This window comes from Paenibacillus senegalensis JC66, from assembly GCF_000285515.1.
Taxonomy (GTDB): domain Bacteria; phylum Bacillota; class Bacilli; order Paenibacillales; family NBRC-103111; genus Paenibacillus_L; species Paenibacillus_L senegalensis.
The window spans coordinates 1-20,655 of record NZ_HE610965.1 but is presented as its reverse complement, the minus strand read 5'-3'; the positions used below and the strand labels follow the sequence as shown (position 1 = coordinate 20,655).

Sequence of the window (20,655 nt, the reverse complement as noted above, 5' to 3'; positions counted from 1 at the left end):
TATGGAAGGGGAACTGCTCCTCGACCGAAATCCACCGCAAAGTCTGGAAGCTGAACGCGCGGTGCTTGGCGCTGTCCTGCTGGATAGCGATGCATTAGTTACCGCCATGGAAAGAATCGGTAGCGAGGACTTCTATGATCCTAATCATAAAGATATTTTCGAAGCGATGATCGAATTGGCGGAAGCCAACGACCCGGTTGATTTAATCACGCTGACGAATCGGCTGCAGGCCAAGCATCAGCTTGAGCAGGTTGGCGGCGTTACTTATTTGACCCAATTGGCGAACGCAGTGCCTACTGCAGCTAATGTGAACTATTATGCCCAAATCATAGAAGAGAAATCTTTAATGAGGCGGCTGATTAGGGCCGCTACCCAGATTGCCAGCACAGGCTATACGAGCTCGGAGGCTGTAGGAAGCTTGCTGAGCGAAGCAGAGCAGCGGATTATGGAAATCTCCCAGCAGCGTTCAAGCAGCGGATTTGTGTCCATCCGTGATGTGCTGATGGAAGTGTTTGACCGGGTTGAATTCCTCTATCAGCATAAAGGCGGGACAACGGGCATTGCTTCCGGCTTTCGTGACCTGGACAAAATGACGTCCGGCTTTCAGCGCTCTGATTTAATTATCGTAGCGGCTCGTCCTTCTGTGGGGAAAACGGCTTTCGCTCTTAATATCGCACAAAATGTAGGCGTCCGGGAGAAAGAAACGGTTGCGATCTTCAGCCTGGAGATGGGCGCTGCACAGCTTGTGCAGCGGATGATCTGCGCGGAGGCGAATGTCGATGCGAACCGGCTGCGGACGGGATTTCTGGAAAATGAAGATTGGGAAAAAATGACGATGGCCATCGGAACGATGGCCGAAGCCAACATATATATAGATGATTCTCCTGCGGTAACCGTAGCGGATATTCGTGCCAAGTGCCGCCGCCTGAAAAAAGAGAAGGGTCTTGGCATGATCCTGATCGATTATTTGCAGCTGATTCATGGGCGGGGCAAGGCAGGAGACAACCGGCAGCAGGAAGTGTCGGAAATCTCCCGTACGCTAAAGCAGATAGCGAGAGAACTGGATGTTCCGGTTATCGCGCTATCTCAGCTCAGCCGGGGAGTAGAGCAGAGGCAGGATAAACGGCCGATGATGTCCGACCTGCGGGAGTCCGGCTCGATTGAGCAGGACGCCGATATAGTCGCATTCTTGTATCGGGATGATTACTATAATCAGGAGACCGAGAAGAAGAACATTATTGAAATCATTATTGCCAAGCAGCGGAATGGTCCAGTGGGTACCGTGGAACTGGCATTTCTTAAAAACTTTAACAAGTTTGTAAGCCTCGACCGCAGCCACCAGGATGCAGCACCTCCGCCGCCTCCAGCGGCTGTCCCTTTCTAGCAAATAACGAATTAGAGGTAAGCTTGCCTTTCTCCTAACATTGGGGTGAGAGGCAAGCTTATTGCTGCGAGAGGCTGAATTGTTATTCAATCATGACAAATATCCGAACAATCACCCAAAAGTAACAATGAATGTTCGTTTTTGTTGACTTTCCTATAGTGGACTGCTACACTAAAAGTGCTGCGCCAAAAATTGAAGCGCATCATGATATTGAAGGTATGGATACACCTGTACCTAATGGAGGTTGTAAACAAATGTCAACCGTTGTTGTGGTAGGAACTCAATGGGGAGACGAGGGCAAAGGGAAAATCACGGATTTTCTGGCCGAGTCTGCTGACGTGGTAGCCCGTTATCAAGGCGGTAACAATGCCGGACATACGATTATTATCAATAATAAAAAGTATAAGCTGCACTTGATTCCATCAGGGATCTTTTATAATGACAAAATTTGCGTAATTGGAAACGGGATGGTGCTCAATCCCGAAGCCCTGATCCAAGAAATTAATTACATTCACGAGAACGGTTTCACAACAGACAATTTAAAAATTAGCGATCGCGCCCACCTGATTATGCCGTACCATATGCTGCTGGACGGGCTGGAGGAAGAACGCAAGGGACCTAACAAGATTGGGACGACCCGCAAAGGAATCGGACCCTGCTATATGGACAAAGCAGGCCGCAACGGAATCCGGATGGCTGATCTGATGGATGCCGAAGAATTTGAGCGCAAGCTCCGTCATATGGTAACAGAGAAAAACAGCCTGATCGAGCGTGTCTACAATGTAGAAGGAGTCGACGTAGAAGCGATTCTGAAGGAGTACCTCGGCTACGCCGAAATTCTGCGGCCTTATGTTACCGATACTTCGGTTGTTCTTAATGATGCGATAGATTTGAATAAGAAGGTATTGTTCGAAGGCGCCCAAGGTGTAATGCTGGATATTGACCAAGGGACCTATCCATTTGTCACATCTTCTAATCCTACAGCAGGCGGAGTTTGTATCGGCTCGGGAGTAGGACCTACTAAAGTAAACCAGGTCATCGGTGTAGCCAAGGCTTATACAACAAGGGTGGGAGATGGGCCCTTCCCTACGGAGCTGCATGATGAGATTGGAGACCAGATTCGTGAGACTGGCAATGAATACGGCACTACGACCGGGCGCCCTCGCCGGGTAGGCTGGTTTGATAGTGTTGTTGTGCGTCACGCGAGAAGAGTCAGCGGCTTAACCGGCCTGTCTCTTAACTCTCTGGATGTGCTCACCGGCCTGAAAACCGTGAAAATCTGTACTGCCTATAAGCTGAGCGGGGAATTAATAGAGCATTATCCTGCAAGCTTGAAAATGCTGGCTGAATGCGAAGCTGTGTACGAAGAGCTTCCAGGCTGGGATGAGGATATTACAACAGCCCGTTCGCTTCAGGATCTGCCGGATAACGCCAGACGCTATCTGGAGCGCGTGTCCGAATTGACCGGCATCCCGCTGGCGATTTTTTCCGTCGGCCGCAATCGGGAGCAGACTAATTTGATTAAGCCGATCTATAAGTAATATGAAGACCGGTTCTTTCGTATAGCGTGTGCCTGAACCAGGTACACGCTGGCGAAGGGTCGGTCTTCCGCTTTTTATGGCCCCGAACTTATCCTGCTAGATTAGATTCTTGTGGTTCCGTCAATAATGAAGGATAGATCTTAGAGACGGATACAGGAGGAGAGACTATGATCAAATTCATGACGGGGCTAAGTCGGGTGCTGCTTATTGCAGCTTTGGCGTCCGGGTTCACGCTCTATTTTACCTGGACGATTGTGAGTACTTATGTGGACAGACTGATTGAACAGTTCAATCTGCCTATAGAAGGGCAATTAGTCGGTTTTTCAGACCTGGTAGGGGCGGTTACTGAGGATTTGGAGCAATTAAGTAACCGCTCAGGAAGCGGGGGCGGTGACAGCCATACCACTCCAGGGGAAGGCAGCGAGCCTTCTTCGCCTCCTAAGGATGCTACGGCTGTATTCGGACAGGGCATCGAAGAACAAGATGCGGAAAAAGAGCTTGTTTATTCCTCCAACGATCTGGCGGAGAAAAAGGATCAGCTCAATCAACAAGACCGGCTTGAAATTTTTAATTTTTTGTCAGCACTGTCAGCGGAGGAGCTTAACGAAATTTCTGAGCTGATGGAGGGGGGCGTTACCGAAGAGGAGATGCTCACTATCCAGGAGATGGTCAAACAATCGATCAGCGCGGAAGACTTTCAGAAATTGATGGAAATCCTCGAAAAATATTGAATAAACGCCGAGCTTCCTGTAAGCGGTCCCGAAGAGACCGCTTACATTTTTTTTGGTTGCGGGTGCGGATAGGTTGAAAGTTTTCGTAGACCTGTGGTAAAGTGGTTAAGAAAGTTTTTTGCAATAGGTAATTAGTTATATTATGGAATTTTTTGAGCATTTTGCATAAACCGACTTCATCTGCAATTGGGGATCAAGCTATAGATTAAGAAAGCGTTTTTTGAGCAGCATCGTGTGATTAATGGCCGGCTGCTCTGATTACTTATGCAAATGCTGATTTGGAATTAATTAAGGCTTACGGGGAGAGTATGATGACAGTTTCCAACATGAGAGCATGGATCAGAAGAAGTCTGGCTCCGCTACATAAACTGACTTCCAAGATTCGTAGTGCAGGTTGGCTTGGCAAACGTGCTTCGAGCCCAGACAACGACAAACTATCCATTGCGGAACCTGCTGAAGAAGCAATATCCGTTCCCAGTTCAAATAATCATCATCCGCAACCTTCTAACGAGCCACTGCCGATTCCGGTCCAGCAGCCGCTAGGCTGGATGTCGCGAATTAGACAATATAAGACTACGATTGCCAAAGGTGTCGGAGCTTTTGGACTCGTCGCCGCTATTACGGTGGGCGGTAATTATTATGTCGAATCGAACACGCTCGATTTATATGATGTCTACGTATTGGATAAATGGATTGGTACGGTGAACGACCCGCAAATTGTGGAAGATTTCAAGATCGCGAAATACAAAGAGTTAGAAGCTAAATGGCAAAATGTCAATATGATATTGAATACCGATGAGGTTGTACTGAAGCAGGAACGAGCGTTTAAGAAGCCTTTTGACAATGAGGCGGCTTTGGCTGAGCTGGACCGCTACCTTGTACCGGAAGCGATGGGCGTTCAGCTGAAGGTCAATGGCGAGGAAGTCGCGATTGTTAAGGACAGGGAGACCGCTGAGTCTATCCTTGATGACATTATGAGCCAGTACACAGGAGAGTCTGCGGCTAAAGCCAGCAATCAGGTATCGATTCTGTCAGCGGAAGCTCAGACAGAGCAGGAAGAGGCGGTACTCGGGGTTTCCAAAATTCGAGAAGCCGAATTCATGCAGGAAATCGATTTTGTCAGCTTGACTGTGGATCCGGAGGAAGTAGCCGAACCTGAAGAGGTTAAGGAGCTCTTGGAAACCGGTGCGGTAACCCCGGTTACTCATACCGTAGTCCAGGGCGATTGTGTCGGCTGCATTGCCCACCAATATAAGATTCCGGTAGATGTTATCTATGAGAATAATCCTTGGATTGTCGACGACCGCATTAAGGAAGGCGATGAGCTTAACTTAACGGTTCTGGAGCCGAAGCTATCGGTAAAAACAGTTGAGGAACTGGTCGAGCAGCAGGAAATTCACTTCGAGACCGAGACGATAACCGATGATGAGATGAAGGTTGGCGAGACGGAAGTTATTCAGGCCGGGCAGAATGGACAGAAGCTGATTACGTTCCGATTGACGAAGATTAACGGCCAGCTGAGAGAAGAAGAAATTATATCCGAAGAAATTACAGTAGAACCTGTTAAAGCGATTATCAAAAAAGGCACCAAGGTCGTGGGAGAAGGCACAGGCAACTTCGCCTGGCCGGTGGAATCGGCTAACATATCAAGCGGCTACGGTATGCGCTGGGGCCGGCTGCACAAGGGAATCGATATTACCTCCAGCAAACGCGACATTCTTGCCGCTGACCACGGGAAAGTTAAAGAGGCAGGATACCGCTACGATTACGGCAATTATGTGATTATTGATCATCAAAACGGTTATGAAACATTATACGGCCATTTAAGCCAATTGGATACAGAAGCAGGAGCTATTGTCGAGCAGGGAGATAAAATCGGAGTGATGGGCAGTACCGGTGATTCCACTGGGGTGCACCTGCATTTTGAAATTATCAACAGCGGCAAAGTAGAAAATCCGATGAAATACTTAAATCGCTAGACCTGTTTAAATAGTTTGACCTACTTAAATCGTTAGACCTAATTAGAGCTAGAAGGATGGACACGAATAAGATTCGCTGTCCTTCCTTTTTTTGTTAGAATAGAAAATACAAAGTGCTGCCTTATACAGCCCTGAGCGGACTTTCCCTGGATTATGGCGGCCGGGAAGGCAGAGAGAGATCTTAGGGTGATTGACATATGGAAAGTGCCGGGAGCTGCGCGTGATGAGTATGTAAATAATTGCAGTAAGTTGTTCTGGCTTAAGTTGAAAAGGTTGAGGTGAACGCGATGCTGGGTAAAATACTGGTCGTAGATGATGAACAGCCGATTGCGGACATATTGAAGTTTAACCTGGAGAAGGAAGGCTATGAAGTGATGTGTGCCTATGATGGAGGCACGGCGGTTGATTTGGCTCTTAACGAGCATTGCGACCTCATCCTGCTGGATTTGATGCTGCCGGTGAAGGATGGTATGGACGTGTGCCGTGAAATACGCAGTCAGAAGAACACTCCTATCATAATGCTGACGGCTAAGGATACGGAGCTGGATAAAGTGCTTGGTCTGGAGATGGGGGCCGATGATTATGTGACAAAGCCATTCGGTACCCGTGAGCTGCTAGCGAGAGTCAAGGCACATTTGCGAAGACAGAAGAAATCGGCCGAGGAGAAGAACGAGGCCCCGGCCTCCGAGGGCTTGAGAATCGATAAGCTGCTGATCGACCAGGATTTGTATGTGGTCTATAAGGATGGCATAGCGCTGGACTTGACCCACCGCGAGTTCGAGCTGATTCACTATATGGCCAAGCATGCCGGCAAGGTGATGACGCGCGAGCATTTGCTGCAGGCCGTATGGGGCTATGACTACTATGGCGATGTGCGTACAGTCGATGTAACAATCCGCAGGCTGCGGGAAAAAATCGAGGATGAGCCCAGCAGTCCGGAATACATTACTACACGCAGAGGTCTCGGTTATGTCATGCGCAATCCTAAAGCAGGGGGCCTGTAAATGAAAGGACTGCGTTTCTTTCGAACAATTCAGATGAAGCTGATTGTCATTTATGTGCTGCTGATTTTATTCGCGATGCAGCTTATTGGCATTTACTTCATTAAAGCGATGGAAACGTCTTTTATGAATAACTTCTCCGAGTCGTTGAACAATCAGGCGCTGTATCTGGCCGATCTCGTCCGGCCGGTGCTGCTGGACAACCAGGAGGGGCGGATTGGACTGGAAGAAGGCAATCCGACGACGGATGCTTTGAACGAAACGGTGAATAACTGGTACAAGGTCAGCAATGTTGACATTCAAATAATCGATTCGACCGGGACGATTATCAGTGCATCCGAGCAGTATCCTAGATCGATTATCGGCCAGAAGAACACGCAGCAGGTGGTCAGCCGCGCGCTGCAAAACATTAAGGACAAGGATAACGAGCGAGTGCTGACCGATGTGGACGGCAAGCGCAAGAAAGTAATGGCAATGCCGGTAACCTCAGAAAACCGGGTCATTGGTGCCGTCTATATAGTGTCTTCGATGGAGGAGATATACAGCACAATTAATCGCGTCAACCGGATATTTCTCTCTGGTATCTTGATTGCACTGGCACTGACGGCTTTGTTAGGCGTCATATTGGCGCATACGATCACGAGTCCAATCAAAGAAATTACCAGACAGGTCACGTCGGTAGCCAAAGGAGACTTTGACCGCCAGGTTAAGGTGTGGGGCCACGATGAGATCGGTCAATTAAGCCAGGCCTTTAATGATATGACAGACCGCCTAAAAGAGGCGTTGTCGGTGAACGAGGAGGAGAAGGAGAAGCTCGCCTCCGTCTTGACCAACATGAGCGATGGTGTGATTGCTACGGATGATACCGACCGGGTCATCGTCATCAACCGCAGGGCTAGAGAAATGCTGCAGCTGCAGGACAAACCCGCTGACGGCAAATCGCTGTTCGAGCTTCTAGGCCTGCCCAAGCGTCTGGCTCTGCCAGAGTCCAGAACGGAGGAGATAAATAAGCTGATCGAGATCCGTCCGCCGGATGCGGAGGAGGGCCGTAAGGTCAGAGTAACCTTCACCCCGATCCATCGCCGGGAGGTAGGAACGACGGGAAGTATTGTCGTTCTGCAGGACGTTACCGAGCAGGAGGAAATCGAACAGTCCCGCCGGGAGTTTGTTGCGAATGTATCCCATGAGCTGAGGACACCGCTCACGACAATTAAGAGCTACCTTGAAGCGCTTGGTGACGGAGCGTTGGAGGATAAGCAGCTGGCCAAGCGCTTCGTCGGCGTTACCCGCAATGAAGCGGAGCGGATGATCCGCCTCGTGACCGATCTGCTGCATTTGTCGAGATTGGACTCCAAGCAGGCTATGCTCAATAAGGAGAAGGTCGAGGTATCGGAAATGCTGGACGAAGTGGCGGACCGCTTCTCCTTTCAGCTTCAGCAGCGGTCTATCGCCATCGAGATTAAGATCGGCGAAGGGACTTCACCCATTCAGCTGGACCGCGACAAAATCGATCAAGTATTGGACAACCTCGTCTCCAATTCAATTAAATATACGCCAGACGGCGGCAAAATTGGCATTACTGCGGAGAAAAACGAAGTGAGCCATTCTCTCGATATTACGGTAGAAGACAACGGAATTGGAATTCCGAAGAAAGACATCGATCGCATCTTTGAGCGGTTTTATCGGGTAGATAAAGCAAGATCCCGCAATATGGGAGGAACGGGGCTCGGCTTGTCCATTGCCCGGGAAATTATTAAAGCGCATGGCGGAAGCATTAGACTGGACTCCGAGTATAATCACGGAACGCAGGTAACCTTTTCACTGCCTTATCTGGAAGAAGGGGGCGAAGCGGTATGATGGAAACCTTCAAGTCGATAGCGCTGGTTGTACTCGTAGCGGCCAGTCTGGTGCAAAGCTATCTGCTGGCTTTTAGCTCGCCTAATTACGATCCGATGAGTCAAATCGAATATGTAGAAACCGGATGGGACGGGCCACAGCTGGCCATGGGGGAATTAATGGCTCCCGATCAGATGGTAATTCATTTTGGCAATGAGCGGCATACTGTCCTCGCTATAGGTCACCAATTCTACAATATGATTTATTATGATTTTGTGACCAAACGTTCTTTTGACCAGCTGCGGCGAGTCAATCTATCTTCTTCCGATTTAAATTGGGTAGAGATTCGCAATCAGCGGCCCGGAATTGAGCTGAGGTTTCAGGAAGCGGTGCCGCTGGGTCTGCTCACTAATACGATACAAATTAGGGATGATACTGTACCGGAGGATGAATACATTTCGCGTATATGGCTGTTTCTTGATCCGAATGGGGAAGATGTCCAGGCTTACTTCTTCCCAGGCACCTCCGGAATGGTATGGCATGCAGGCAGTACGGATATAACGGTAAGAGAGCTGGAAAACCGCATTCGGTTGGGCACGCATCTTCCTTCTTACTCTACGGAGAACGGCCAGCTGTATTTGCCGGATGTTGATCTGGAGCTTCCTGCTGCTGAAATCTCCTATTCCATGATTAATCAGGAGCAGATCAAACGCAGCCTATTCCCGGATCCGGGGATGGTCCGCTATTTATTTGAACGGGACGGGGCACAAATCTATACTGACGGCAAAAGGGGACTGCAGATGGAAGAGCAGCGGCATTGGTTCGTTTATTCGGACCCGGTGTCCTCGCCGCAGTCCGAGACACAGCCGGAGGTAATCGAAAATTTGCAAAATGCGGTCAAATTTGTTAACCGTCATGGCGGGTGGAACGGCGATTATTTGCTTAGTCAGGTATCTCCCCGCTATTCTACCGGGCAGCAAACCATTATATTCCGTCAATACTGGGGGCAATATCCGATTTTGACGAATGAACAAGGAGTACCTTCCTTCGGCCATATTCGCGTGTCCATGGAACGGGGCATTGTCTCCGGGTTTGAGCGTTCGCTGCTCAATCTGGACCTGGATTCTGCAGAGAAGACAATGGCTGTCTTGACGGGAGGGGAAGCCCTTCAGGAGAGAGTAAAGCAAAGCGGCTTCAGCCCGGTATCGGTAGTTCCGGCTTATGAGGCGGAGATACACGAAGAAGCGATTCAACTGGTTCCCCGGTGGGCGATGAAGCTGTCTGACGGCTCCTACCGATTTTTGCCATAGCTGCCCAGCATTATAAGGCAAGAGGCGCACCGTGAAATCGCAAGTTTTTTACTGCCACAAATGCTTTGCAGACTATCACGATGCAGCCATTGCTTTCTATCTGGGTTAAGCCGGCTGTACATGAAAATATACTTTCAGCTTTCATACATGAGGCCGCCAAATATAAAAAGAGGCTGGATTGTAAAGGGGGGGGCATATGGACTGGGGTAAGGCCAAGACGGTGTTGATTCTATCATTTCTGTTCTTGAATGTGCTGCTCGGTTACCAGTTATGGTCTACCGGCTGGGGGAAATCGGAAACGAATACTACCTATGTCATTCAAGAAACGAATGAGCTGTTAGCGAGTAAAAACATACAGCTCAATGTCGAAGAAGTGCCAAGTGATTCTCCGCTGCTGAAAAGCTTTACCGTACGTTACGATGAACCCTCTATGAATGCAAGCAAGCAGCGGCTGAACACACCGATTCCCATGGGCAATCCTTTTAACAAAAACTTCAGCAGGGATCTGATGGCGCAAACTCCGGTTCGTCATGCTGACCGTTACGAGATCGATTTGATCCGCAGCGGCAACGGGGTCTATGTTTTTAATCAAATGGTCGATCGCATTCCTCTGTTCGACTCGAATCTGAAACTTTACGAGGAAAACGATCAAATAGTAGCTTACAAACAGACCTATGTTGAAGTACAATCAGGGGGAGAGCAGCAGGAGCAGCGGGTGATTTCGGCTTATACCGCTATTCGGCGGCTGGCGGAGAACTATTTGGCGGAAGGCTCTGTCATTATTGATGTGAAGTTGGGGTATCACGGGACCAGCTTTGAATCGGAGACGCAGTACATGCTGCCTTTTTGGAGAATTATGCTATCCGACGGCAGCCCCTATTACGTACAGGCGTATAATGGGGAAGTGGATGAGCCCCGGGAGCCTTTGCAGCTGCCGAAGGATAATTTGGACGGATGACCGAGAGGTGACTGTCGTATTTGAATAAGTTCAACAGTTAGAAATAGCGCTGAAGATGAATGTTCTAAAATGAGAGAGCGGGAAGTAAACTAAAGGAGTTTAATTTATGGGATTACGATTTACCGTGTTGGCGAGCGGCTCTACAGGCAATGCCACAGTGGTCAGTAACGGGGAAAAAAACTTGTTAATCGATGCCGGATTAAGTGCTAAGAAGGTGGAACAGCTGCTGGCTGAGCGCGGACTAAGCGGTCATGATCTCGATGCCGTTCTAGTTACGCATGAGCACTCTGATCATATTAAAGGCCTGGGAACGCTGGCCCGCAAGTATGATTTGCCGATTTATGCCAACGAAGGCACCTGGGAGGCGCTGCAGAAGCATCTTGGAACGATTGCCGAGCATAATGTAAAGGTCATGGAGACGGGAGACATGATAGAATTTGGCAGCATTCAAGTAGAGTCTTATGCAATATCCCATGATGCGGCGGAGCCTGTAGGCTACTGCTTCTATGAGCAGGGGCAAAAGCTTGGCGTTGCCACTGATCTTGGCTACATGAGCAGTAAAGTTAGGGACCAGCTGCTGGATTCCGATGTGCTAGTATTGGAATCAAACCATGATGTTGAGATGCTGAGGTATGGAAAATATCCTTGGAATATTAAGAGAAGGATTTTGAGCGATAAAGGCCATTTGTCGAATGAAGCGGCCGGAGAAGCTTTGTGTGAGGTGATGGGCGGAGGTACGAAAAGAGTCTATCTTGCCCATCTTAGCCAGAATCATAACATGATGGATTTAGCGAGAATGACGGTTCAATCGGTTCTCGACCAGAACGGCATTCCTGAAGAAGACAGCCGGCTTCAGCTTAAAGACACGTTCTTTGACCGGCCTACCGAGTGGGACTACCTGGACCGGGAATAACTTGATCCAGCTGTTTGGCTTTGGCCTCCACCTCTTCCCGGGTGATAACTCCCTTGTCGATAAGAAGCTCTATGACGGCGCTTATAGCTAGAGTGTTCTTATAGTGTTCCAGCTTGAGATCGGCTAGCTTGCCGATTATGTCCACTTCTTGCAGATGAAAGTTCATTAGCCTGTTTCCCCCTTTTCCTCGGAATGGCTTGGCCCTGATAATTACTGATTCATACTCTGAATTCCCGGATTCGGTACTTTGATCATACGGATCAAGTGAAACTTTTTGGCTGTATCTGCTTGAGATCACCTGTTTTCTGGATTCCATTCAGTAGTATAATGAGATAGAGAGTTATTCTTAGTGTAGTCTGGAAGCAGGAAAAACATTCCTCTTAATTCCGTTTTTCTCCTTGGAAGCGGGATTAGCAGGACTCTCAAGCTGGGATTCAAGCACCAATGCAGCAGAATCCTATTATCGCTGATGAAGATGAACTCTTCTTTTAGCGGCAGCTGAGCTGATATACTAGAGCTATCGTTTCCATATCTGGTTGGGAAGCTAGCGGATTTAAATAAATCTATTATGAAGTATAATATCGTGACGGAAGAGAGGGAACCCGATGGGCATGTTCAGAGATGATTTTTATTCGACTAAAGTATCACGCAATGCCTACAGCGGCTCGGGATATGCAGGGATTATGCGTCACAAGCTGCTTCTTTTACTGGGCTTGGCTGCCTTAACGGGTTCTCTGCTTACGTTTATTGTGTTGACCTATGTGCTGGACGATGGAGATATGGGGGACCTGCAAAGAAGTCTTGTGCACAGCGAGCTGGAACGGGTAATGGCTGTAGATAAGGTAGGGCCGGCTGTGGTCAGTATTGTGAGCTCGCTGGAAGGGCAGGATGGTAATACGTCGCGCAGTGTTGGCGTCGGCTCCGGTGTCGTATATGACAAAAAAGGCAAACAGGCGTGGGTTGTGACGAATTATCATGTGCTGGAGGAAGGGGACGCTTTCGACGTCATTCTATCCAATGGAACGAAGAAGAAGGCCGAGCTGGTCGGCTCTGACCGCTTGGCCGATCTGGCTGTGCTGGTTATCGATTCGGAAGGAATCGACACAGTTGTCGAATTCGGAGATTCAGATAGCTTGAAGGCTGGACAGACGGCGATTGCGATAGGCAATCCGCTGGGAGTTGAACTGTCCCAAACGGTGACAGCGGGAATTATAAGCCGGCCGATTCGCAGCATTCCCGTATTTCCCGGTCCGGATGGAGAATACGAGTGGGAGCTGAACATGATCCAGACGGATGCAGCGATCAATTTCGGGAACAGCGGCGGGGCACTGGTCAATCTGGAAGGCAAGGTCGTCGGCATTAACAGCATGAAGGTGTCGGAGACCGGCGTGGAAGGGCTTGGTTTTGCCATTCCGATTAATGAAGTCAAGCCGATTATAGAAGAGTTGAGAAAGAAGGGGAGAATTTCCCGGCCTTTCCTGGGAGTTTCAACCGTTAATCTGCAGTCGTTTGTAAGCGGACTGGAATACCTGGAGCTGCCTGAAGATTTGGAGAGCGGAGCGATCGTATTGGAGGCGCTCGGCCCGGCCAAAGAAGCGGGACTGACGACCAATGATGTTATTGTCGAACTGGACGGACATCCTATTAACGGCACGCTGTCCCTGCGCAAATATTTGTATCAGCACAAGAAAATTGGGGATAAAATTGATGTAACGTATTATCGACAATCGACCAAGTCAACAGTCACGATCAAGCTGGGTGAAAATAAAGAGCAGCCTTAGCGGCACATGCAGCTTTGGCAGAATGGAAAGCAGGGGTGGGCATAAAGAGGATGGTCATTGCAGTTTGCCGAGAGCATGTAGAGATAGCATTGGACCGCTATGTAGACGAGCAAGAAGAAGCCCCGGAGCTTTCTCTCCTTAAGGAAGCGGGGCATTGGTTGGAAGCGGGCTCTTCCGACAAAATCTGTGACGAAAAAGGATGTCAAAAAAGCGCAGAATTTGTCCTCCATCCAGTGGGCAGTACAGCTTAACGGGAACGGCAACAGGGCGGCGATAGCTGCTCTTTTTCGTTTTTGGATGAATGAGCCCGGCAGGCAAGACGATGCTTTGTCGAACTTTGGGGCTGCTGCCGTAGTATAAGGAAGAACTGTTTGCCCTTTCGTATTCTTCGAATATGCGATGGTTTCTGTGAAAATAAAAAGCCCCGCATGATGAGCAATCTGGGGTAATCGCATCTCAATCACATGATTTGTACGGAATTTCGTCTGAAACACTGGCTGCAGTCTGCAGGCCCTTAATAGTTTAAAGCCCTGCATTTGGTGCATTTGTACGATTTGTCATACAAATCTCGGGTAATCGCACTTTAACCGCATGAATTTGTACGACATTTCGTACAAAACGCAGGCAACAAGCCCGCGCAGCCCTCGAACCCCGCCAACTTTGGCTATTTTCATGCTGGAGTTGTGTCTGAGAATTCTATGGCGTGACTGTTTTCACAGCATTTTCTGCAGGTAGTAGACATGCTTAGTTGCGGAGTTGTTACTTCCGAAATTGAAGTAAGCAGTTCAAAGTAGTGCTTGGTATTACTATGTAATACTCGGCGCATTGTACAATGCGGCTCTGCCAACCGCCGTTTTACAGCGAAGAACAAACACACTAACTACAAAGTACTAACTACAAAACATTTGACATTGTACGCTGGTGCAGGCACTGGACGCTGGGTAGGGCACTGGCCTGGGCGCTGGTACTGGATGCTTGGTAAGGCACTGGAGCTAGGTGCCGGTACCGGACGCTCGGCAGAACATAGGCGCTAAGCGCTGGCACCTGGACACTGGGGACCGGGCACTAGTCACTGAGCACTGATTAGAGATTAGAGATTAGATGCTAGGAGCTGCGAATAGTAAGACCGCCATGCTTCTGGAAATTGTCTGAGGTTGTAGGAACGGTAACTTTTTGCCTGGCCCGGTTGCTTGTCTGTTTTTTTGTAGCATCATCCACGAATAGAAACTTTTTAAAAGGAGTTCGGAATGAACATTCAAATCGTCGCCGTAGGTAAATTAAAAGAAAAATATTTGGCTCAAGGAATTACTGAATATATGAAGAGACTCGGACCTTATGCCAAAGTTCAAATTACGGAATTAGCAGACGAGAAAGCCCCGGACTCCATGAGTCCTGCAGAAGAAGAGCAGGTCAAAGCCAAAGAAGGGGAGCGCATCCTCGCTCAGATTAAGGCAGATGCTTATGTCATTGCTCTCGCGCTGGAAGGCAAGATGTGGTCGTCAGAGGAGCTGGCTGGACAACTGGATTCGCTCAGCACCTATGGACGCAGCCATGTTGTTTTCGTAATTGGCGGATCCCTCGGACTATCACCGGCTGTATTACAGCGCTCCGATCAGCTTTTGTCATTCAGCCGCTTTACCTTCCCACATCCTCTTATGCGGCTTATTTTGGTTGAGCAGATATATCGGGCGTTTAAGATTATGCGCGGAGAACCGTATCATCGCTAAAGGTAAAATATTAAGGGACTTCATTAAGTCCCTTAGGCTGTCTGTATGTGTTACATTTAGGCTGTCCAATACGGAAGGCTCCAGAGGAGCGATGCAATCCAATTGTTGTGTCGCCGACAGGCGGGCAAGCAAGGTGGCTGAATCTTTCTGCAATGCATCGATAGTAAAATCGAAGAGAAGATTGATTTTGGTAATTTGCCGCCCAACTCCTCTTGGAGCCTCTTTGGTGATGTGTATACTTTGAACCATTGATCGTAACAAAGCTTTTTGGTCATCTGCGTCCAGCCTAGATATTGCACCCTGAATTTGTGATAGCAGATTGTGGAATGCATCATAATCGACGGTCTTACTGTTCGTCTGAGTAATTTCTGCATCCAACTCTTCCAAGCGGTTCCGTAGTTGCTCTTGTCTCGCATGAGATTGTTTGAGATCATCCTTGAATATGGCAGTAAGTTCAGGATCATTCAAGATATTCTCTTTGATTTTTTGCAGATGCTTATTGTTTTTGTTGATTTCTTTAATGAGTGCCTGTTTCTCTTCCTTCAGAGGTACATCCGCATTCGACCGTATAGAATTGATCTTCTCAACCAGTTTATGAAGGATATCCGGTCGCGAAGATACTTTCTGAAATTCTTGGAGCACCTGTTCTTCGGCTATGTCCGCCCGAATCATATTGGAACTACAAACAGCTTTACCTTTGTTATGGAACTGTCCACATACATAATAACGGTAAGACTTGCCCCCTGCTCCTTTGGAACGTGCAGGAACCATGCCATGTCCACATTGAGGGCACTTGATTAAGCCGCTTAAGATATAAGGTTGATGGGAACGGGAAGGTTTGTAAGACCGTTGTTTTAGTTTCTTGTGGACGCTTTCCCAGAGTTCAGTTGAAATGATGGGTTCATGAACACCTTCTACTAGGATGAAAGCTTCATTCTTTCCTTTTCGTCTTTTCTCAGCCCAGTCTTTAACCTGGTTATAGCGTATTTTTCCAATGTAAAGAGGATTATTCAGTATTGTTTTAATTGAGAACACACTAAAAGCCTTATCATTCTTAGTTCGATATCCTGTCTCGTTAAGACGCCGAGTTATTGCTTTGAAGCCGAGTCCTTGATTTGCATAATCAAAGATTTTTCGGACAATGACCGCCTCGCTATCATTTATTACGAGCTTTTTTTCAATATTGTTATATCCCAGAACCCTGCCTCCATTAAACTTCCCTTCTGTTGCTCTTTGATCCATGCCTAGTTTCACTCGTTCAACAATACTATTACGTTCGAGTTCCGCAAAAGAACAGGACATTTGGAATATAGTCCTACCAAAAGCTGTGGTTGTATCGAATTTTTCATTTAGACTAATGAGACTAACTTTATTTCTTTCAAGAGTTTCATATATTTTCAGGGAGTCCATCAATTTACGGGCTAATCTGTCGATTTTATAAATGATGACTACACCAAATTTTTGTTGATTCGAATCTTTCAAGAGACGATTCATTTGTGGGCGACCTGAAATGTTCTTACCGCTTGCACCTTCATCGATATACTCATCGATGATTTCGTAACCATTTAATTCTGCATATCTTTTGATCTCCGCAATCTGGGCAGAAACACTGTATCCTTCTTTGGCTTGTTCCTCCGTGCTTACACGGACATACATGACAGCTTTAAGTTTGGTCATCATTGTTCATCCTCCATAGAGTGTGGATTGTCGTAAAGGGCATTAATTTCTTTAACAAATGAAGTGCGAGAAACGAGCGGGAATTGATCAGGATGTTGTTCAGGAGCAAGATATAGACTTATAGCTCGAACTAACGGATGTGAAAGACGAGATATTTCATCTTTATATGTGTCTATTTCGCTAATGATCCTCCCGAGGCTAGAAGTGAATTCATTTTTTTCTAATGCATGATCTGTGTGAATATCGTGCAGTATACGCATTTGTCCATCATCAAAAAGTTGATAAATCATCGTTCCTAATCGTGACGCCTTGGATTTTTGAGCATTTGGATGAGTGCCGAACGTTTTCTTTTCGGAATTACCAATCGGAATAGACTTGAAATTACTTTGGTAGAACTCATCTGTTAATGCATCAATAGGTATTTGTAAATCATGTGTGAGTTTATGAATGACATAATATGATGGATTCTTAGAATTACCCCTTTCAATAGCAGTAATAGTCTGCGGAGTGATCCCTAATCGTTCGCCCATCGCTTTGGTGGTGAACTCTCTATTTGGAGAGAGTTTCCTGACTTCTTCTCGAAAGAATCTTAGGCGTTCCCCAAGGGTACTTTTCTTTAATTTGTAGAATTCGTACTCGGTTAAGATTCTGGATTGCACATCCTTCACCCTTTCATTGAATAATGGTTTTACTTTAATTATAAATCATGCTATCATTAAAAACAAACAAAATTGTAAAAACAAATATAATATATGGAGGTCGTTTTATGGAATTTAAAAAACTAATAACCGGTGCAGAATGGATAGATACAGACAACTACAGCATTATGGACCAGTATCAAGAGAAACAGATAGCTTGTGATGACTTTGTTGAACAACTCGCAATGCTGCTAAATAAATCTAAGAACAATAATCAAGATGAAAATTAGTGATGTATGCCATTCTCTAATGAAAGTCCCTAGAATCATATTCATTTTTGAACATCTGGGAGGAAAAGGACATGAACGATTCAATTCTATTCAGTGTCGGTTTGCAACTAACAGATTCCGAAATTGGAAGAGTTGATTGGAACGATAACTTGACAAAGGTGTACTTCGAAAAAGGCACAAAATATATCTCGTATGGATACTATAAAGGCAATTCAGCACCGCGAATAAGGTATTACCCTGAACGCCAAGAGGTAACGGTAGAGGTCTCAATTCCGACATTCCTATACGGTTCAAATATCTATGATTATCAACCCAGTGATGCAAAATGGTTTATTACCTCGCTGACCGACTACCTTTCAGATGCATTAAAGATTGACAGAACGAGATTGGATCTCATTGGGCAAGGTAAGGTAAAACGGTTGGATGTTTACAGACACTTCAGAGCCGCCAATAGTCTGATGTGCTATATTGACTATTTTAAGAAACAGCGAATCCCACAATACACTTGTGATGAGAAATACGACGGGAATGCAGTGTATTGGATTGCTCAAACAAGGAAAATAAAAATATACATCAAAATTGCTCACATGAAGTATCTGATGGCAAAAGGTAAAATGTTCTTTACTGAACAAGAGTTTAGATTAATGAAGGACATACTAAAGTTAGAAGTAACGTTGTCTTCTGACGATTTAGATAAACTTCATCCAAATCGAAACCTGTTTGAAATACTAACCTCCCCAAAGATTGATCATTTTATTTCAAGGGATGCACATCGTATTGGATTGTTCGATAACATCAATGTCTATTCAAAAACAAAACTTATTGATCAGATTCATCGTCAGGACGACGGCGTTCTTACAAAGTCAGACAAACAAAAGGCTATCCACATGTTAGAGATTTATAACACATATGGATTAGACGAAGTCAATGAACATTATTCATCTTCTGTACTCGTAAAACTAAAGCAGAAGTTAAGGGCTATTGGTCTAAATCAATTTGCATATTCGACAACTGATCTACCACAATTACAGCCAACATTAATTAGGAAGGATAGGGCTGTTAGTGACTTGCTAATCTCTGAGATAAATAAATATAGAATAAATGCTTGTGAATTTATTGCTTTATTGCCCGTTACAGCATCAAATTCGAGCAATATGAATTTGATGATACATAATGATGGTGAGTTAAGACTCTCATCGACAGATACAGTTCGAACAATGCAAAATGATTCGTTGACAAGAATTATGTTTAGAAAATATAAGCACATCATTTGTTAGATTTGATTGCATTCTTTTAGCAACATGGAGAAGAATGACTTGGCCCGCGAGCGAAAGCGAGCGGGCCACTATCATTCTTCTCGTTATTTGTACATTGCTTCTGTTATCCAGCTTTGATTCAATCGTAGTATACTTGAAACTGCACTGTTGTCCCTGATGAAGACAATGCTTGCAATACTTGCGGCGGTATTGCAACGACATATTCGCCGTCAACTACATAGAGATCAACGACATAGGAAAAGAAGGGCAACGGTTCGGTAGATCGATACTCCAACCGCATATTAGCAAACCGAACACTAATCTCAATGTCGGAAATCGATACTCGTACCATTTGATCACTTGCTGTGAATGTTATGTTAGACGGTAAATGCAATCCGGTATTGCCGACGAGAAGCTTCATGGTAGCGTTCTTTTGTCCAAATAGACTAAATGGACGGCTGAAGCTACTAAAAGCCCGCAGAAGGCGATTATCGGCTTGTAAGAGACTGAGAAGTAATTCCTTCATAAGACATTGAAATTTCTTGAAGGGCGTCTTCAAAAAGTCGGAGTGAATGTAGAGAATCCGTTGTCCTTTGTTGATCAGGAGTTTGAATGGACGGACAACGGAATCAGAGAATCGGAATAATTGTATACGAAAGCCCAGCAGCCTTTCCATGTGTCGAAAGAACCGTTGGAAGCGGGATTGTTCGTACTCAACTGTATCTTCAATAAGCACAATCGTAAAGCATTCCTGTGTTATTGTTGTAGTAGACTCAACCTCAATGAATTCTCCGGACTTATTCTGGTTGTTTGCTTCAACTGGCCTTACGATCAATTGTGTCTCCGAATCCTTCTTTATGATCTCTACACTGCGATTATTTCTACTCATATTGATCAATCCTCCATTTTGTTGTTGTCTATATGACGAGCAAGTATAGTTTTAATCAGCCGCAGATGCTGATAGTTCTTTAACAGGCAAGCCTGCATTTGGGCGGCTTCATGAATGAGTGAACGAAGCTCTGCGTTTGCTTCTCCGCCGTCGAGATAAACATCTTGTAACATTTGATCGATAAGCCTCTCGCATACGCTGATGTAGTGATGCATTTGATCAGCGATATTCACTAACTGCTCATACGTCTCCATGTACTGCTTTTTCATGTAATGATCCCTCTCTTTTATGATTTGAAAAAGAAACAGCGACCTACTGCAGTAAGCCGCTGTTGAAGCTGAATGATTATGAATATTGAAGTTCAGATTTTACAACAAGCCTTGCTCCTTCAAGGACACATAACTGTTTCCGCCAATGATGATGTGATCCAAGAAGGATACTCCTAATATTTCTCCCGCCTCCATCAATCGTTTGCTGATTTGCACATCCTCTGGTGAAGGAGATGGATCTGTACTCGGGTGGTTATGGAATGCCAGTATTGCCGCAGAGGCATACCGAATTGCTTCACGATAGACTTCTCTAGGGTGCACAATACTCGCATTTAGACTGCCGATTGAAATGGTCTCCTTGCGGATGACTTTATTCTTTGTATCTAAGAATAGGCAAATGAAGTGTTCTCTTTTCAGATATCGCAGTTCCGGCATCACCAATTTGGCGGCGTCTTCAGGACTTCGGATAACCTGC

The 20,655-nt window shown here is 46.3% G+C and carries 20 protein-coding genes; 14 read left to right on the top strand and 6 right to left on the bottom strand.

The window, feature by feature from the left end:
- The first annotated feature begins 1 nt into the window (after window position 1).
- The 9 genes from dnaB (at window position 2) to PSHG_RS24405 (ending at window position 11,653) form a co-directional block, all read left to right on the top strand.
- Window positions 2-1,384, top strand: coding sequence for a replicative DNA helicase (dnaB, locus tag PSHG_RS24445; protein WP_010279125.1), 1,383 nt, complete (start codon window positions 2-4; stop codon window positions 1,382-1,384).
- Between the two features lie 254 nt (window positions 1,385-1,638).
- Entirely contained in the window at window positions 1,639-2,925 is a 1,287-nt protein-coding gene (locus tag PSHG_RS24440; RefSeq protein ID WP_010279122.1) for an adenylosuccinate synthase, read from the top strand.
- Window positions 2,926-3,092: 167 nt separating this feature from the next.
- A complete protein-coding gene (locus PSHG_RS24435; RefSeq protein ID WP_010279119.1) occupies window positions 3,093-3,656 on the top strand; it encodes a hypothetical protein in 564 nt (187 codons plus the stop codon).
- Window positions 3,657-3,982: 326 nt separating this feature from the next.
- Window positions 3,983-5,635 carry a M23 family metallopeptidase gene (locus tag PSHG_RS28985; protein WP_187373812.1) on the top strand — a complete coding sequence of 551 codons (1,653 nt, stop codon included), beginning with the start codon at window positions 3,983-3,985 and terminating at the stop codon, window positions 5,633-5,635.
- 287 nt (window positions 5,636-5,922) lie between these two features.
- Window positions 5,923-6,639: a response regulator YycF gene (gene yycF, locus PSHG_RS24425; RefSeq protein WP_010279111.1), complete on the top strand. Its 717-nt coding sequence runs from the start codon at window positions 5,923-5,925 to the stop codon at window positions 6,637-6,639.
- On the top strand, window positions 6,640-8,493 hold the full coding sequence (walK, locus tag PSHG_RS24420) for a cell wall metabolism sensor histidine kinase WalK (protein WP_010279108.1): 1,854 nt from the start codon (window positions 6,640-6,642) through the stop codon (window positions 8,491-8,493). It begins immediately after the preceding gene.
- The gene (locus PSHG_RS24415) at window positions 8,490-9,782 is read left to right on the top strand and encodes a YycH family regulatory protein (RefSeq protein ID WP_010279104.1); all 1,293 of its coding nucleotides are present in this window, start codon (window positions 8,490-8,492) and stop codon (window positions 9,780-9,782) included. The genes walK and PSHG_RS24415 overlap by 4 nt, the downstream gene beginning before the upstream one ends.
- Before the next feature lie 196 nt (window positions 9,783-9,978).
- Entirely contained in the window at window positions 9,979-10,740 is a 762-nt protein-coding gene (gene yycI / locus PSHG_RS28980) for a two-component system regulatory protein YycI (protein WP_010279100.1), read from the top strand.
- 106 nt (window positions 10,741-10,846) lie between these two features.
- Window positions 10,847-11,653: an MBL fold metallo-hydrolase gene (locus PSHG_RS24405; RefSeq protein WP_010279094.1), complete on the top strand. Its 807-nt coding sequence runs from the start codon at window positions 10,847-10,849 to the stop codon at window positions 11,651-11,653.
- Here the strand turns inward: PSHG_RS24405 and PSHG_RS28975 are convergent.
- On the bottom strand, window positions 11,622-11,819 hold the full coding sequence (locus PSHG_RS28975; protein WP_010279091.1) for a hypothetical protein: 198 nt from the start codon (window positions 11,817-11,819) through the stop codon (window positions 11,622-11,624). The genes PSHG_RS24405 and PSHG_RS28975 overlap by 32 nt on opposite strands.
- A 439-nt stretch (window positions 11,820-12,258) precedes the next feature.
- On the opposite strand from PSHG_RS28975, the gene PSHG_RS24395 reads away from it, so the two are divergent.
- From PSHG_RS24395 to rlmH, 3 genes are all read left to right on the top strand, one after another.
- Window positions 12,259-13,434, top strand: a complete 1,176-nt coding sequence (locus PSHG_RS24395) for a S1C family serine protease (protein ID WP_010279088.1) — start codon at window positions 12,259-12,261, stop codon at window positions 13,432-13,434.
- A gap of 50 nt (window positions 13,435-13,484) precedes the next feature.
- Window positions 13,485-13,685 (top strand): CxxH/CxxC protein, encoded by a 201-nt coding sequence (locus tag PSHG_RS24390; RefSeq protein ID WP_010279085.1) that lies wholly within the window; start codon window positions 13,485-13,487, stop codon window positions 13,683-13,685.
- A gap of 996 nt (window positions 13,686-14,681) precedes the next feature.
- Window positions 14,682-15,161: a 23S rRNA (pseudouridine(1915)-N(3))-methyltransferase RlmH gene (rlmH, locus tag PSHG_RS30190; RefSeq protein ID WP_010279082.1), complete on the top strand. Its 480-nt coding sequence runs from the start codon at window positions 14,682-14,684 to the stop codon at window positions 15,159-15,161.
- On the opposite strand, the gene PSHG_RS28970 is transcribed toward rlmH, so the two are convergent.
- Together PSHG_RS28970 and PSHG_RS24380 are read right to left on the bottom strand one after the other, a co-directional pair.
- Entirely contained in the window at window positions 15,057-16,841 is a 1,785-nt protein-coding gene (locus PSHG_RS28970; protein ID WP_010279078.1) for a recombinase family protein, read from the bottom strand. The two genes, rlmH and PSHG_RS28970, sit on opposite strands and share 105 nt — an antisense overlap.
- Window positions 16,838-17,497 carry a helix-turn-helix transcriptional regulator gene (locus PSHG_RS24380; protein ID WP_010279074.1) on the bottom strand — a complete coding sequence of 220 codons (660 nt, stop codon included), beginning with the start codon at window positions 17,495-17,497 and terminating at the stop codon, window positions 16,838-16,840. The genes PSHG_RS28970 and PSHG_RS24380 overlap by 4 nt, the downstream gene beginning before the upstream one ends.
- 107 nt (window positions 17,498-17,604) lie before the next feature.
- On the opposite strand from PSHG_RS24380, the gene PSHG_RS30800 reads away from it, so the two are divergent.
- Both PSHG_RS30800 and PSHG_RS24370 read left to right on the top strand, forming a co-directional pair.
- A complete protein-coding gene (locus PSHG_RS30800) occupies window positions 17,605-17,766 on the top strand; it encodes a hypothetical protein (RefSeq protein WP_157213495.1) in 162 nt (53 codons plus the stop codon).
- Window positions 17,767-17,837: 71 nt separating this feature from the next.
- The gene (locus PSHG_RS24370; RefSeq protein WP_010279069.1) at window positions 17,838-19,043 is read left to right on the top strand and encodes a hypothetical protein; all 1,206 of its coding nucleotides are present in this window, start codon (window positions 17,838-17,840) and stop codon (window positions 19,041-19,043) included.
- Between the two features lie 118 nt (window positions 19,044-19,161).
- Here PSHG_RS24370 and PSHG_RS24365 read toward each other — a convergent pair whose 3' ends face one another.
- The 3 genes from PSHG_RS24365 to radC form a co-directional block, all read right to left on the bottom strand.
- Window positions 19,162-19,911, bottom strand: coding sequence for a hypothetical protein (locus tag PSHG_RS24365; RefSeq protein ID WP_010279065.1), 750 nt, complete (start codon window positions 19,909-19,911; stop codon window positions 19,162-19,164).
- A 5-nt stretch (window positions 19,912-19,916) separates the two neighbouring features.
- Entirely contained in the window at window positions 19,917-20,180 is a 264-nt protein-coding gene (locus PSHG_RS24360) for a hypothetical protein (protein ID WP_010279062.1), read from the bottom strand.
- Window positions 20,181-20,279: 99 nt separating this feature from the next.
- On the bottom strand, window positions 20,280-20,655 hold a 376-nt coding region (gene radC, locus PSHG_RS24355; RefSeq protein ID WP_010279058.1), incomplete at its 5' end, for a RadC family protein.

What these genes read in the sequence shown, in the direction of transcription:
- PSHG_RS24395 (WP_010279088.1), top strand. Translation starts at nt 12,259, where the DNA reads ATGGGCATGTTCAGAGATGATTTTTATTCGACTAAAGTATCACGCAAT.
- rlmH (WP_010279082.1), top strand. Translation starts at nt 14,682, where the DNA reads ATGAACATTCAAATCGTCGCCGTAGGTAAATTAAAAGAAAAATATTTG.
- PSHG_RS30800 (WP_157213495.1), top strand. Translation starts at nt 17,605, where the DNA reads ATGGAATTTAAAAAACTAATAACCGGTGCAGAATGGATAGATACAGAC.
- PSHG_RS24370 (WP_010279069.1), top strand. Translation starts at nt 17,838, where the DNA reads ATGAACGATTCAATTCTATTCAGTGTCGGTTTGCAACTAACAGATTCC.
- yycI (WP_010279100.1), top strand. Translation starts at nt 9,979, where the DNA reads ATGGACTGGGGTAAGGCCAAGACGGTGTTGATTCTATCATTTCTGTTC.
- PSHG_RS24390 (WP_010279085.1), top strand. Translation starts at nt 13,485, where the DNA reads ATGGTCATTGCAGTTTGCCGAGAGCATGTAGAGATAGCATTGGACCGC.
- walK (WP_010279108.1), top strand. Translation starts at nt 6,640, where the DNA reads ATGAAAGGACTGCGTTTCTTTCGAACAATTCAGATGAAGCTGATTGTC.
- PSHG_RS24405 (WP_010279094.1), top strand. Translation starts at nt 10,847, where the DNA reads ATGGGATTACGATTTACCGTGTTGGCGAGCGGCTCTACAGGCAATGCC.
- yycF (WP_010279111.1), top strand. Translation starts at nt 5,923, where the DNA reads ATGCTGGGTAAAATACTGGTCGTAGATGATGAACAGCCGATTGCGGAC.
- PSHG_RS24360 (WP_010279062.1), bottom strand. Translation starts at nt 20,180, where the DNA reads ATGAAAAAGCAGTACATGGAGACGTATGAGCAGTTAGTGAATATCGCT.
- PSHG_RS28985 (WP_187373812.1), top strand. Translation starts at nt 3,983, where the DNA reads ATGAGAGCATGGATCAGAAGAAGTCTGGCTCCGCTACATAAACTGACT.
- PSHG_RS28970 (WP_010279078.1), bottom strand. Translation starts at nt 16,841, where the DNA reads ATGATGACCAAACTTAAAGCTGTCATGTATGTCCGTGTAAGCACGGAG.
- dnaB (WP_010279125.1), top strand. Translation starts at nt 2, where the DNA reads ATGGAAGGGGAACTGCTCCTCGACCGAAATCCACCGCAAAGTCTGGAA.
- PSHG_RS24440 (WP_010279122.1), top strand. Translation starts at nt 1,639, where the DNA reads ATGTCAACCGTTGTTGTGGTAGGAACTCAATGGGGAGACGAGGGCAAA.
- PSHG_RS24415 (WP_010279104.1), top strand. Translation starts at nt 8,490, where the DNA reads ATGATGGAAACCTTCAAGTCGATAGCGCTGGTTGTACTCGTAGCGGCC.
- PSHG_RS24365 (WP_010279065.1), bottom strand. Translation starts at nt 19,911, where the DNA reads ATGAGTAGAAATAATCGCAGTGTAGAGATCATAAAGAAGGATTCGGAG.
- PSHG_RS24435 (WP_010279119.1), top strand. Translation starts at nt 3,093, where the DNA reads ATGATCAAATTCATGACGGGGCTAAGTCGGGTGCTGCTTATTGCAGCT.
- PSHG_RS28975 (WP_010279091.1), bottom strand. Translation starts at nt 11,819, where the DNA reads ATGAACTTTCATCTGCAAGAAGTGGACATAATCGGCAAGCTAGCCGAT.